Raw genomic sequence first — 13,592 nt, 5'->3', positions numbered from 1 at the left:
GATAGCTTTTGCCATTTGGCTTTTAACTTTTAGCAAAGTGCTAAACGCTAATAGCTTAAGGCTATTTATTAATGATAAATTGTTCTAATTGTTTTAAACTGATTTTATTCTCATAAATGGCTTTGCCTATAATAACACCTTCACAACCATTCTCGGCTAATTTTGGAATTTCTTCAAAAGTAGAAATACCACCAGAAGCAATTAGTTTTAAAGGATTTACAGAAGCCAACAACTCTGAATAAACTTCGAAACTCGGGCCTTGCAACATACCATCTTTAGAAATATCTGTGCAAATAACATATTGAATTCCTTTTTTCTGATAATCAGCTACAAAAGGAATTAAAGCCAAACTACTTTCTTCTTGCCAACCATTGGTTGCTATTTTTCCTCCTGAAGTATCAGGATAAAAATCTGCACCTAATATTATTTTCTCTGCACCATATTTAGAAATCCAATTTTCAAAAATAGTCGGATTTTTAACAGCAATGCTACCACCTGTAATTTGGTTTGCACCAGAGTTAAAAGCAATTTCTAGATCTTTATCAGACTTTAAACCACCACCAAAATCTATTTTTAAATTGGTTTTTGTTGCAATTTGTTCTAGTACCTTATAATTGATGATTTCACTTGCTTTTGCGCCATCTAAATCTACTACATGTAAATACTTTATACCAGAATCTTCAAATTCTTTGGCAACCTCAATTGGATTCTTATTATATATTTTTTTGGTATTGTAATCGCCCTTTGTTAAACGAACACATTTACCATCTATAATATCTATTGCTGGAATTATTCTCATTTTATAATTCTAAGAAGTTCTTTAATATTTGTTCACCTGCTTTAGATGATTTCTCTGGATGAAATTGTACTCCGTAAAAATTATCTTTTTGTAGTGCAGATGCATATTCTATTTCATAATCTGTTGTAGCTATAGCTTCCTTACAATTTTCTGCATAAAAACTGTGTACCAAATACATGAATTCTTTTTCTTTTATGCCTTTAAATAAGTCTGATTTTAAATTGTAAATAACATTCCAACCCATTTGAGGTACTTTCACATTTTCAGAAAACTTCTTAATAGCTACATCAAAAATTGCTAAACCTTTGGTATTGCCTTCTTCAGATGAATTGCACATTAGTTGCATACCCAAACAAATACCCAAAACAGGTTGTGTTAAAGTAGGTATTACTTTATCTAAACCACTTTCCTTTAACATTTGCATTGCTGAACTTGCTTCACCAACACCAGGAAAAATTACTTTATCCGCAGCTTTAATTTCATCAATATTATTTGATAAAACAGCTTCTACACCTAACCTTTTAAAAGCAAATTGAATGCTTTTAATGTTTCCTGCACCATAATCAATAATTACTAATTTCATTTAATATCTTTTTGCTATTGGCAAACAGCTTTTTATAACATTCCTTTTGTTGAGGGTAAAAACATTTTATTAGCATCTCTTTTCACTGCCATTTTCATCGCTTTTGCAAAAGCTTTAAAAATACCTTCTATTTTGTGGTGTTCATTTACACCTTCTGCTTTAATATTTAAATTGCACTTAGCACCATCTGTGAATGATTTAAACAAGTGATAAAACATTTCTGTTGGCATATCACCAATCATTTCTCGTTTAAATTCAGCATCCCATTCTAACCAATTTCTACCTCCAAAATCTACAGCAACTTGTGCTAAACAATCATCCATAGGTAAACAAAAACCATATCTTTCAATACCTAATTTATTGCCTAGAGCTTTGTGGAACAACTCTCCAAAAGCAATCATGGTATCTTCTATTGTATGATGCTCATCCACTTCTAAATCGCCATCGACCTTTATGGTTAAATCCATATTTCCATGCCTACCAATTTGATCTAACATGTGATCGAAGAATTTTAAACCAGTATCAATATCATTTTTACCTGAACCGTCTAAATTTAGTTTGATATAAATTTTAGTTTCATTGGTATTTCTAGTGATTTCTGCAACACGATCTTGCAATTTTAAAAATTCATAGATTTTTGCCCAATCTGTGCTTGTTAAAGCAATTGCGTCTATAATTTCTTTTTTCGAACTTTCAATTTCATCTGCACCTAAATCTGGGTTCTCAGATAAATAAATACCTTTTGCTCCTAAATTCTTTGCTAGTTCCATATCTGTAATTCTATCACCTAAAACAAAAGAATTCTCTAAATCATATTCTTCAGAAAAATATTTGGTTAACAAACCTGTTCTAGGTTTGCGAGTTTCTGCATTTTCATGAGGAAAAGTTTTATCAATACAAACTTCAGAAAACACAACTCCTTCTTTCTCAAATGCTGAGATAATTTTATTCTGTGCAGGCCAAAATGTATCTTCAGGAAACGAATCTGTACCTAAACCATCTTGATTGGTAACCATTACCAATTCATAATCTAGCTCGTTGGCTAATTTAGCCATATATTGAAATACCTTTGGGTAATATTCTAATTTTTCTAAACTATCTAATTGATAATCTACAGGTGGTTCTAATACTAAAGTTCCATCTCTATCTATAAAAAGTACTTTTTTAGCCATTTTGTAATTCTTTTAAAGCTTCCAATAATCTTATGTTTTCTTCCTCAGTTCCAACTGTAAATCTTAAACAATTTTCGCATAAAGGTTGGGTAGTTCTATTTCTAACTACAATGCCCAAATTTATTAACTGATTGTATCTCTTTGTGGCATCATCTACCTTTACTAAAACAAAATTACAATCTGAAGGATAAATTTTATCTACATAATTTATAAGCTCTAAAGACTGTATTAGTTTTTCTCTTTCAATTTTAATTGCTTTAATTTCTGCAGCTACTTGATCCTTATTATTTAAACGCTCGTAAGCTCTTTGTTGCGTAAGTTCATTAACGTTATAAGGTGGTTTTATTGAATTTAAAACAGCAATAATCTCTTTGGATGCATAACAAACTCCTAATCGAATACCTGCTAAACCATAAGCTTTAGAAAGTGTCTGGGTAATTATTAAGTTTGGAAATTCTTCTAAACGATTTAACCAACTTTGTTGATCTGAAAAATCAATATATGCTTCATCTACAACCACTAAACCTTTAAATTTGTTCAGTAGTTCTTTAACATTTTCTGTTGAAAAGCTATTTCCTGACGGATTGTTTGGTGAACATAAAAACAAAATTTTACTATGTTCATCAGCCAATTCTAAAATCTGTTGAACCTTTGGCTGAAAATCTGATGACAATAGCACTTCTGTATTTGTAATTGCATTGATATTTGCCAAAACACTGTACATACCGTAAGTTGGTGGTAATGTGATGATATTATCCTGATTTGGTTCACAAAAGGCTCTGAAAATTAGATCTAAAACTTCATCACTTCCATTACCTAATAGAATATTTTCTTTACCAACATTTTTAATAGTTGACAAAATTTCTTTTACATCATTTTGTTGAGGATCAGGATAACGATTTACACCATTTTCGAAAGGATTTTCATTAGCATCTAAGAAAATCATACTTTCTGAAGTAGCATCTTTATATTCATCTCTAGCTGATGAATAAGGTTTAATATTTTTAATATTATCTCTAACTAAATCTAAAACATTCATATTATTGCAAATCTTTTAAACGAAGTGTCACCGCATTTTTGTGCGCATCTAAACCTTCTGCTGCAGCCATAATTTCTATGGCACTACCAATATCTAAAATTCCTTCTTTAGATATTTCTTGAAACGTAATACTTTTCATAAAGCTATCTAGGTTAACACCTGAATAGGCTTTAGAAAATCCGTTTGTTGGTAATGTATGGTTTGTTCCTGAAGCATAATCTCCTGCACTTTCTGGAGTATAATTACCAATAAAAACAGAACCAGCATTTGCTATGTTATCTATATAATAATCATTGTCTTTAGTACAAACTATAAAGTGTTCTGGACCATAATCGTTTATTAAATCTAATGCTATTTCATCATTATCAACCAGAATAGATTTTGAATTTGCAATGGCCTTTTTAGCGATTTCTTTTCTAGACAATTGTTCAATTTGAGTATTTAATTCAATTTCAACATCATCAATCAATTGTTGAGAAGTTGACACCAGGATGACTTGAGAATCTACTCCATGTTCTGCTTGGCTTAATAAATCTGAAGCTACATAACTTGCTTTAGCTGCATCATCTGCAACTACTAACAATTCACTAGGTCCTGCAGGCATATCAATGGCAACACCAAATTTTGTAGCCAATTGTTTTGCAACTGTTACGTATTGATTTCCTGGTCCAAAAATTTTATAAACTTGTGGAATATTTGCAGTACCAAAAGTTAAACCAGCTATGGCCTGTATACCTCCAACTTTAATTATTTTAGTTACACCACATAAATTAGCGGTATATAATATGGCTGGATTGATCTCACCTTCTGAATTTGGTGGTGAGCATAAAACAATTTCTTTGCAACCTGCAATTTGAGCAGGAATTGCTAACATTAGCACTGTAGAAAAAAGAGGAGCTGTCCCTCCTGGAATGTATAAACCTACTTTTTGGATAGGTCTTTTTTCCTGCCAACATTTTACACCATTCGTAGTTTCTACAGCAACCTTACTTGTTTTCTGCGCCTCGTGAAACTTACTAATATTATTATATGCAGTATTAATAGCTGTTTTTAAACTTTCAGAAACATTGTTTGCTGCATTTTTTATTTCTTCTTCAGAAACCAAATTAGAGGCTAACTGAACTTGATCAAACTGGTTGGTATATTTATTAACAGCATCATCACCTGTTTCTTGAACTTCTTTAAAAATTCTAGAAACTGAAGCTTCAATATCATCTACAGTTTTTGTTGGTCTTTCTAGTATTTTAGACCAAGTTTCTTTTTTAGGATTTAAAATAACCTTCATTGTAAAAATATTAAAGTACCATTTTTTCTATTGGACATACCAAAATGCCTTCTGCACCATTGGCTTTCAACTCATCTATCATCTCCCAAAAATCATTCTTACTAATTACAGTGTGAACTGAACTCCAACCTTCTTCTGCTAATGGTAAAACAGTTGGACTTCTCATACCTGGTAATAAATCTAAAATTTTATCTAATTTATTATTAGGTGCATTTAAAAGTACATACTTTGAGTTTCTTGCTTTTAAAACAGACTGAATTCGAAACTGTATTTTCTCTAAAATTTGTTTTCTTTCTTCATCTATTTGTGGAGAGACTGCTAAAACAGCTTCCGATTTTAATAGTACTTCAATTTCCTTTAGTCCGTTTTTAAATAATGTACTACCACTTGAAACAATATCACAAATACCATCTGCAAGCCCTATATTTGGTGCAATTTCTACAGAACCGTTAATGATGTGCAATTGAGCATCTATATTTTGTTTTTTCAAAAACTGTTTTACAGTTTCTGGATAAGAAGTTGCTATTCTTTTGCCTTCTAAATCTTTTAAAGAATTTGCTTTAGAATCTTTTGGAACAGCAATTGATACTCTACATTTAGAAAAACCTAAACGTTCTACAAAATCTAAATCGCTCCCTTTTTCAATTAAAACATTCTCACCAATAATGGCTGCATCTACTACTCCATCTCTTAAATATTGAGGAATATCACCATTTCTTAAATAAAATACTTCTACAGGAAAATCTCTAGCAGCTGCTTTTAACTGATCTTTACCATTGTCTATAGAAATTCCAATGTCTTTTAAGATTCTCATTGAATCTTCATTTAATCTTCCTGATTTTTGTACTGCAATTCTTAAATAACTCATTTTTAAATTTTAATTAAAAGTGGTTTGAGCAAATTCGGTTTAAAAATAAAAACCTGTTTGATTTGCTCAAACAGGTTTATAAATATCTTGAATTTATTCAATACATTTTTAAATCGCTTGAGAGCAATTGTAAAAATGATGATGATGATTTTGAATAAATGTCATGTCTTATTTTGTTGTTACAAATATCTTACTTTTATTTTAATTATACCAAAAACTAAAGCTGAAAATTTTTGTTAAATAATTAATCTATAATTTTTTTAAGCAGTGCAAAAATCTTCTTTTCTATAGCATCTACTGTACCATCTGCAAAAAATACATTTTTAATATCTTTAATTAAAGCTTCTTTTTCTGACTGTGAAAAATCATTTTCTGATAAATATTGTTGAATTTTATTCAAATTTGTTTCTTCAGAATCAATAACAACTTCTGTATGAATTTTGTTATACAAATTTTCATCAACCCTATTTAAAATATATTCCTGCTCTTCTTGAGATTCGAAATGATTGCAATGAGCTGCGAAAAGAAGTACATAAACTTCGAATTCTTTTTTACTCCAATTTAAAGTATTCATCACTTTCAGTTATTTAACGGCATCATAATTGTCATCCCAATTTTTGGGTTTAGGATCATTCAATTTACCTAAAGATTTTGCAACAATCATAGAAACAGTAGCATCACCAGTAACGTTTACGGTAGTTCTACACATGTCTAAAGGTCTATCCACTGCAAAAATTAAGGCTAAACCAATTGGCAATAATTCAGATGGAAAATTAATAGATTCTAATACAATTACTAACATAACCATACCTGCACTTGGCACAGCTGCTGAACCAATAGAGGCTAATAATGCTGTAGCAACAATAATTAATTGATTTGAAAAAGATAAACCTTCTGGCCAAACTACTTGCATAATAAATACGGCTGCAATCGCTTGGTATAAACTTGTTCCATCCATATTAATAGTTGCACCAACAGGAAGCACAAAACCAGAAACCTCTTTATCAACACCTATATGCTCTTCAACTCTTTCCATAGTTACAGGCAATGTGGCTGCACTTGAACTTGTTGAAAACGCTAATAATTGTGCTGGACTAATTTGTTTTAAAAACCAAACTGGTGATTTTTTTGTGTAAACACTTACTAATAAAAGATAGAAACCTATCATTAATAATAAACCACCCACAACACATAGTGCATAGACTAAAAGTTTTAGTAAAATTTCTGTATCATCAAAAGCAATTATAACGTTTGCCAATAATGCAAAAACTGCATAAGGTGCAAATAACATGATTAAATCTACCATTTTCATTACAACTTCATTTAATGAATCAAAAAAGTCCATTAATGGTTTTGCTTTTTTCTCTGGAATTAACAATAATGAAATACCCACGAATAATGCAAAAAATATTATTTGCAACATGCTTGCATTACCCAAAGCATTAAAAATGTTGCTTGGAAATATATCTACAAGAGCTTGTAATGGCCCTGCATCGTTTTGAGCAGAAGCTTTGGTTAATTTATCTACAACTCCAGAAGAAGTTTCGTATTTCGCTTTAATTTTTTCTATGGTATCTGCAGACATTCCTGTACCTGGTTTTACTAAATTTACGATACCTAACCCTATTACAATAGCAACTAACGTAGTCATCATATAAATAATCATAGTTCTAAGACCCATTTTTTTTATCTTAGAAATATCTTTTAAATCTGATATACCTTTTATTAATGATGCTAAAATTAAAGGAACAGCAATTAACTTTAAAAGATTGATAAATATGGTTCCAAATGGTTTAATCCAATCTGTGACAAAACCTTTACCACCATCTATAGAATTCATTATAAAACCAAAAAGAATTCCAAGAACCATTCCTATTAAAATCTTCCAATGTAATGCTAATTTCTTCATCTATCTATTTAAAATTATTTAAGGCTGAAAGATAGAAAATTATTTAAAAACATGAGGGTATTTCTTTGTATATTGTGTTTTTAAAACCGAATATCAATCATAAAAATTACACATAAAATGTCAGGAATATTAGATTTATTAAATAGTGATTTAGGAAAATCAATTGTAAGTGGGGTTGCAGGTTCTACAGGAACAGATACTAGTAAAACTAGCTCAGTATTAACTATGGCAATGCCAGTTTTAATGAAGGCTATGGAAAGAAATGCCTCTACTCCAGAAGGAGCAGAAGGTTTAATGGGTGCCTTATCTAGCAAACATGATGGAAGTATCTTAGATAATTTAGGTGGCCTATTTGGTGGTGGAGTTGATAGAAGCGTAAAGAAAGATGGTGCTGGAATTTTAGGTCATATTTTAGGAGCTAAACAACAAGGTGTAGAACAAGTTATAAGTCAGAAAGCTGGTTTGGATGCTAGTTCTGTTAGCGAAATTTTAAAAATTGCTGCACCTATATTAATGGGTTATTTAGGGAAACAAAAAAACGCCAATAACGCAAGTTCTGCAGGTGATTTAACTGGTTTACTTGGTGGTTTACTTGGAGGAAGTTCTGCTGATAATAACCAGAGCTTTTTAGAGAAAGTACTAGATGCTGATGGAGATGGAAGTGTGGTAGATGATGTTGCAGGAATGTTTTTAGGAGGAGATAGTAAGAAATCTGGTTTAGGAGGAATGCTAGGTGGAATGTTTGGTAAATAAACAGATTTTACAAAGAATAAAAAAAGCTCGAAATTTAACATTCGAGCTTTTTTTTATGTTTAAACCTTACTCTTATAACAAGATTTATAAATTTCTTCGTAGACTGGTAATATGTTTTCTAATGAAAACTTTTTAGTGTGTTCTTTTGCATTTCGCTTAAATTGCTCTAAGGTTTCATCATCTTTTAAAATAGATATCGCATTTTTAGCCATATCATTAACATCACCTAAATTACTTAAATAACCAGTCTCTCCATGTATATTAACTTCTGGTAAACCACCTGTATTTGTAGAAATAACAGGAGTTTTTGCAGCCATCGCTTCTAAAGCAGCTAAACCAAAACTTTCAGTTTTAGAGGGCAGTAAAAAAATGTCTGAATAACACAAAATTTGATCTATTTCAGTACTGTTTCCTAAAAAGAAAACTTTCTTTTTTAAGCCCAATTCTTTCGTTAAAATTTCTGCTTTTATTCTCTCTGGACCTTCACCTATCATTAATAATTTAGAAGGAATTTCTTTCTGAACTTCATAAAACACCCTAATAACATCTTCCACTCTTTTAACAGGCCTAAAATTACTAATGTGGGTTAGAATTCGTTCATTTGGTTTCGCCAAAGCAATCCGTTTACATTCCTCCTCACCTGCTTTACTATATTTATCTACATCAATAAAATTGTAAACAACCTCAATATTTTTATGAATATTAAAAAGTTGATTCGTAGTGTCTTTTAAATTATTAGATACTGCAGTTACAACATCAGAATTGTTAATACTAAATTCAACTGCTGTTTTATAGGTAGGATGACTACCAACCAACGTAATATCTGTACCATGCAAAGTAGTTACAACTCTTATGTGAATGCCTTTTTCTAATAACATTTGTTTTGCCATAAATGCTGCATATGCATGAGGTATAGCATAATGTACATGCAAAACTTCTAAGTTATATTTTTTAACAACCTCAACCATTTTACTAGACAATGCTAATTCGTAAGGTTGGTATTGAAATAGAGGATATTCTTCTATTAAAACTTGGTGAAAATGTAATTTATGAGATATAAAGTCTAAACGAACTGGCTGATTATAAGTAATAAAATGAACTTCATGCCCTTTATCTGCCAAAGCCATACCTAATTCTGTTGCTACTACTCCACTACCACCAAAGGTAGGATAACAAACAATACCAATTTTCATAAGTTAGTTATAAGTTAAATGAATTTAAATCTAATTGATTTTATCATTATAGTTGTAAAGATAAAAGTTCTATTACATTTAGGTGTTAAATAAAATCATAAAATATGATGATCGCAATCTCTAAAAACAAAAAAAGTTGCACTTGATTCTGTGCAACTCTTTTAAAATATTTATTATTTTTTTTTAATAATCTCCTAAAGTAACAGGATTTTGATTCAAAGCACTTTCTAATTGCTCATCATTTGGTGCTTTACCATGCCATGCATGAGTGTGCATCATAAAATCAACTCCATTACCCATCATTGTTTCTAAAAGAATACAAATTGGTTTTCCTTTACCCGTTAATGATTTTGCTTCAGCTAATCCTGCTAAAATTGCTTCAATGTCATTACCTTCTTTAACTTCTATCACATCCCAACCAAAAGCTTCAAATTTTGCTTTGATGCTTCCCATTGGTAAAACATCATCTGTAGCACCATCAATTTGCTTTCCATTCAAATCGATTGTAGCAATTAAATTATCTACTTTTTTAGCTGATGCATACATAATTGCTTCCCAGTTTTGACCTTCTTGCAATTCTCCATCACCATGTAAAGAGTAAATTAATTTATCATCATTGTTTAACTTTTTAGCTTCTGCTGCACCAATTGCAACAGATAGTCCTTGACCTAAAGAACCAGAAGCAATTCTAATACCTTCTAGGCCTTCATGAGTTGTAGGATGCCCTTGTAAACGTGAATCTATTAATCTAAATGTGTTTAATTCATCTACTGGAAAAAAACCACTGTGAGCCAAAACACTGTAATAAACTGGAGAAATATGACCATTTGAAAGGAAAAATAAATCTTCATTTTTACCATCCATAGTAAAGTCTGTAGAGTAATCCATTACTTCTTGATACAAACAAGTAAAAAACTCAGCACAGCCTAAAGAACCTCCTGGATGCCCAGAGTTTACTTTGTGTACCATTCTTAAAATATCTCTACGAACTTGTTGCGTAAAATCTTGTAATTCTTGTATTGTTGGCATTTTTCTAAAATAATTTTATATGGCAAAAATACAAAAGAGATTTACTTTCTAAAGAAATTATAATTTATTTATTGATGTTTTATTAACAGACAGCATTTTATGTTTTTTGCTTCTTCTTTTTAGCTGCAGGAAACAACACATTATTTAAAATTAATCGATAACCAGGAGATGTTGGGTGTAAATCTAACTCAGTTTTTGGGTCTCCTACTCTGTGGGTATAGTCCTCAGGATCATGACCTCCATAAAAAGTAAACATTCCTTTACCCTTAGTACCATGAATATACCTAGCTTCTCTATTTGTTTTATTTTCACCCAAAACCAACACATTCGATTTTACTGTATTTCGATCAAAAGATGTAGTTTGCCCCATAAAACCTTTCACTAAAGTTGTATGATTTTGAGTTAACATTGTTGGTACAGGATCCCATTTTGCTGAGAATTCTATTAAGGAAAAATAATCGGAAGTTTTTGGTATTCTTCGTTTACGAGTCATATCTATAGAAGAAAACTCATATTTAGTTGGACTTCTTTCTAGCTGAAAATTGGTAAAAGCAAACGTTTTATTAAAGTTTATTTTAGATTGATAGTTTAAGGTTGATGCATCTCCGTCAAACATGGCTTCTGCTATATCTACACCTTCCGCAGATAAAGCAATATCAAAACTATCTGTTGCAGAACACATTGCAAACATAAAACCACCACCAACTACATAATCTCTAATCTTTTTTGCAACTGCCAATTTTTCTGCAGAAACTTTATTGAAACCTAATTCTTTTGCAAGTTTTTCTGCATTTTGTTTTCCTTCTATATACCAAGGTGCAGTTCTAAAAGAACCATAAAACTTACCATATTGACCTGTAAAATCCTCATGATGTAAATGCAACCATTCGTAAATTAATAATTTATCTTCTAAAACTTCCTTATCATAAATAACATCAAAAGGTATTTCTGCATAAGTTAATACCATAGTTACTGCATCATCCCAAGGCATTTTATCTTTGGGCGAATACACCGCAATTTTAGGGGCTTTTTCTAAAGTTACAGCATCTTGGTTCGAAGAGGGTGATGCAATTTCTTGAAGAATTAATTGTGCTTTTGCATCAGAGATAATTTCGTAAGATACTCCCCGAATTTTGCACTCATTTTCAATAGCTTTATTGTTTTCAATTAAAAATGCTCCTCCATCATAATTTAATAACCATTTAGATTTTAATCCAGCTTCTAAACCAAAATATACAATTCCATAAGCTTTTAAATGATTCTTTTGGTTATCATCATCCATAGGAACATAGATAAATGAAGCCCAAATAGAATTAGAGAGAATTAAAAAACTGACAATTAATATAGCTTTTTTCATATTAAAAACTAAAATACACAATTACTAGAAAGCAATTGTGTATTTAGAATATTTTATAAAATTTTTAAGTTTTAAAAAGGTACGTCATCATCATCACTACCAAAAGCATCTTTTGGTTCTATTCTTTGATTTACAGAAAATTCATCTGGAAAATCTGCATTCATTGAAGACTGGAACTCAGAACTAAAGCCTTCTTCTAAATCTGAGAATTTAGCTAAGTGTCCTGTAAACTTTAAACGAATATTATCTAAACCACCATTTCTATGTTTGGCAACAATAAATTCTCCTTGACCTTCACAAGGTGTATGTTCATCATCATCCCATTCTGTCATTCCATAATATTCTGGTCTAAAAATAAAACTCACAATATCTGCATCTTGCTCAATGGCTCCAGATTCACGTAAATCTGAAAGTAAAGGTCTTTTAGATCCTCCACGTGTTTCTACTGCCCTAGACAATTGCGAAAGTGCAATTACTGGTACAGATAATTCTTTTGCTAAGGCTTTTAAGTTTCTAGAAATTGTAGAGATTTCTTGTTCACGATTTCCACCACCTTTTCCATTTCCTCCTGCTGTCATTAATTGTAAATAATCAATTACAATAATTCTGACATTATGTTGAGAAACTAAACGTCTTGCCTTTGCACGTAAATCAAAAATTGATAATGATGGTGTATCATCTATAAAAATTGGAGCATCAGACAAACGTTTTACTTTAACATTTAACTGCTCCCATTCATGAGGCTCTAAATTTCCTTTTCTTAATTTTTCTGATGTTAATCCTGTTTCTGAAGAAATCATCCTTGTTATTAACTGAACAGATGACATCTCTAATGAAAATACAGCAACTGCATGATTAAAATCAATGGCCATATTTTTTGCCATAGAAATTACAAATGCTGTTTTACCCATACCTGGTCTAGCAGCAATAATAATTAAATCTGAGGGTTGCCAACCAGAAGTTAAAGCATCTAGCTTTGTAAAACCAGTAGCTAAACCAGACATTCCTTCTTGATTACCAATTTCTTGAATCTTTTTTAAGGCCTGTTTTACAAGTGAACCTGCATCTTCTGAACTCTTTTTAAGGTTTCCTTGAGTAACTTCAAACAATTTCCCTTCTGCTTCATCTAATAAATCAAAAACATCTGTAGATTCATCATAAGAACTTTCTATTATTTCTGATGATATTGATATTAATTTACGCTGGATATATTTCTGAAGAATGATTCTAGCATGAAATTCTATGTGTGCAGATGATGCTACTTTTTGCGTTAAACGAATCAAGAAAAAATCGCCACCAACCATTTCTAATTTTCCATTCTTTTTCAACAAGTTAGAAACTGTTAAAATATCTATAGGTTGTGAATTTTGAAACAATTCATAAATAGCAGCATAAATTTCTTGATGTTTCGCATCGTAAAAAGCGTCTGAATGTAAAATGTCAATTACATCATCTATTCCCTTTTTATCAATCATCATTGCACCTAGCACAGCTTCTTCTAACTCTACTGCCTGTGGTGGAATTTTACCTTTTTCAAGACTAATAATTCTGGATTTATCAATCTTTTTTCCTGCTATCGTATTCGTTTTTTCCATTGACACAAAT

The 13,592-nt window shown here is 31.0% G+C and carries 13 protein-coding genes; 1 reads left to right on the top strand and 12 read right to left on the bottom strand.

Annotated elements, in window-relative coordinates:
• Nucleotides 1-61: 61 nt before the first annotated feature.
• The 8 genes from hisA to MED152_RS01990 form a co-directional block, all read right to left on the bottom strand.
• Entirely contained in the window at nt 62-799 is a 738-nt protein-coding gene (hisA, locus tag MED152_RS02025) for a 1-(5-phosphoribosyl)-5-[(5-phosphoribosylamino)methylideneamino]imidazole-4-carboxamide isomerase (RefSeq protein WP_015480182.1), read from the bottom strand.
• A gap of 1 nt (nt 800) precedes the next feature.
• Nucleotides 801-1,382, bottom strand: coding sequence for an imidazole glycerol phosphate synthase subunit HisH (hisH, locus tag MED152_RS02020; RefSeq protein WP_015480181.1), 582 nt, complete (start codon nt 1,380-1,382; stop codon nt 801-803).
• A 32-nt stretch (nt 1,383-1,414) separates the two neighbouring features.
• Nucleotides 1,415-2,554: a bifunctional histidinol-phosphatase/imidazoleglycerol-phosphate dehydratase HisB gene (gene hisB / locus MED152_RS02015; protein ID WP_015480180.1), complete on the bottom strand. Its 1,140-nt coding sequence runs from the start codon at nt 2,552-2,554 to the stop codon at nt 1,415-1,417.
• Nucleotides 2,547-3,593, bottom strand: coding sequence for a histidinol-phosphate transaminase (gene hisC / locus MED152_RS02010; RefSeq protein ID WP_015480179.1), 1,047 nt, complete (start codon nt 3,591-3,593; stop codon nt 2,547-2,549). The genes hisB and hisC overlap by 8 nt, the downstream gene beginning before the upstream one ends.
• A 1-nt stretch (nt 3,594) precedes the next feature.
• Entirely contained in the window at nt 3,595-4,878 is a 1,284-nt protein-coding gene (hisD, locus tag MED152_RS02005; protein WP_015480178.1) for a histidinol dehydrogenase, read from the bottom strand.
• 10 nt (nt 4,879-4,888) lie between these two features.
• Nucleotides 4,889-5,746 carry an ATP phosphoribosyltransferase gene (hisG, locus tag MED152_RS02000; RefSeq protein WP_015480177.1) on the bottom strand — a complete coding sequence of 286 codons (858 nt, stop codon included), beginning with the start codon at nt 5,744-5,746 and terminating at the stop codon, nt 4,889-4,891.
• Nucleotides 5,747-5,990: 244 nt separating this feature from the next.
• Entirely contained in the window at nt 5,991-6,320 is a 330-nt protein-coding gene (locus MED152_RS01995) for a hypothetical protein (protein ID WP_015480176.1), read from the bottom strand.
• Between the two features lie 9 nt (nt 6,321-6,329).
• On the bottom strand, nt 6,330-7,655 hold the full coding sequence (locus MED152_RS01990) for a dicarboxylate/amino acid:cation symporter (RefSeq protein ID WP_015480175.1): 1,326 nt from the start codon (nt 7,653-7,655) through the stop codon (nt 6,330-6,332).
• A gap of 117 nt (nt 7,656-7,772) precedes the next feature.
• Between MED152_RS01990 and MED152_RS01985 the strand changes: the two genes are divergently transcribed.
• Complete coding sequence (locus tag MED152_RS01985) at nt 7,773-8,408, top strand: DUF937 domain-containing protein (protein ID WP_015480174.1); 636 nt, start codon at nt 7,773-7,775, stop codon at nt 8,406-8,408.
• Nucleotides 8,409-8,467: 59 nt separating this feature from the next.
• Here MED152_RS01985 and bshA read toward each other — a convergent pair whose 3' ends face one another.
• The 4 genes from bshA to dnaB form a co-directional block, all read right to left on the bottom strand.
• Nucleotides 8,468-9,601 (bottom strand): N-acetyl-alpha-D-glucosaminyl L-malate synthase BshA, encoded by a 1,134-nt coding sequence (gene bshA / locus MED152_RS01980; RefSeq protein WP_015480173.1) that lies wholly within the window; start codon nt 9,599-9,601, stop codon nt 8,468-8,470.
• A gap of 183 nt (nt 9,602-9,784) precedes the next feature.
• Nucleotides 9,785-10,630, bottom strand: coding sequence for a transketolase (locus MED152_RS01975; protein ID WP_015480172.1), 846 nt, complete (start codon nt 10,628-10,630; stop codon nt 9,785-9,787).
• A gap of 97 nt (nt 10,631-10,727) precedes the next feature.
• Nucleotides 10,728-11,912 (bottom strand): hypothetical protein, encoded by a 1,185-nt coding sequence (locus MED152_RS01970; RefSeq protein ID WP_041383787.1) that lies wholly within the window; start codon nt 11,910-11,912, stop codon nt 10,728-10,730.
• Between the two features lie 146 nt (nt 11,913-12,058).
• Nucleotides 12,059-13,582, bottom strand: a complete 1,524-nt coding sequence (dnaB, locus tag MED152_RS01965; RefSeq protein WP_015480170.1) for a replicative DNA helicase — start codon at nt 13,580-13,582, stop codon at nt 12,059-12,061.
• Between the last annotated feature and the right edge of the window lie 10 nt (nt 13,583-13,592).

Source organism: Polaribacter sp. MED152, from assembly GCF_000152945.2.
Classification (GTDB): Bacteria; Bacteroidota; Bacteroidia; order Flavobacteriales; family Flavobacteriaceae; genus Polaribacter.
This window is presented reverse-complemented; position numbering and strand designations above follow the sequence as displayed.

Bases quoted from the DNA above. Each gene is read 5' to 3' on its own strand.
- hisC (WP_015480179.1), bottom strand. From the start codon at position 3,593: ATGAATGTTTTAGATTTAGTTAGAGATAATATTAAAAATATTAAACCT.
- hisB (WP_015480180.1), bottom strand. From the start codon at position 2,554: ATGGCTAAAAAAGTACTTTTTATAGATAGAGATGGAACTTTAGTATTA.
- hisD (WP_015480178.1), bottom strand. From the start codon at position 4,878: ATGAAGGTTATTTTAAATCCTAAAAAAGAAACTTGGTCTAAAATACTA.
- MED152_RS01970 (WP_041383787.1), bottom strand. From the start codon at position 11,912: ATGGATGATGATAACCAAAAGAATCATTTAAAAGCTTATGGAATTGTA.
- hisH (WP_015480181.1), bottom strand. From the start codon at position 1,382: ATGAAATTAGTAATTATTGATTATGGTGCAGGAAACATTAAAAGCATT.
- MED152_RS01975 (WP_015480172.1), bottom strand. From the start codon at position 10,630: ATGCCAACAATACAAGAATTACAAGATTTTACGCAACAAGTTCGTAGA.
- hisA (WP_015480182.1), bottom strand. From the start codon at position 799: ATGAGAATAATTCCAGCAATAGATATTATAGATGGTAAATGTGTTCGT.
- dnaB (WP_015480170.1), bottom strand. From the start codon at position 13,582: ATGGAAAAAACGAATACGATAGCAGGAAAAAAGATTGATAAATCCAGA.
- MED152_RS01995 (WP_015480176.1), bottom strand. From the start codon at position 6,320: ATGAATACTTTAAATTGGAGTAAAAAAGAATTCGAAGTTTATGTACTT.
- MED152_RS01990 (WP_015480175.1), bottom strand. From the start codon at position 7,655: ATGAAGAAATTAGCATTACATTGGAAGATTTTAATAGGAATGGTTCTT.
- bshA (WP_015480173.1), bottom strand. From the start codon at position 9,601: ATGAAAATTGGTATTGTTTGTTATCCTACCTTTGGTGGTAGTGGAGTA.
- hisG (WP_015480177.1), bottom strand. From the start codon at position 5,746: ATGAGTTATTTAAGAATTGCAGTACAAAAATCAGGAAGATTAAATGAA.
- MED152_RS01985 (WP_015480174.1), top strand. From the start codon at position 7,773: ATGTCAGGAATATTAGATTTATTAAATAGTGATTTAGGAAAATCAATT.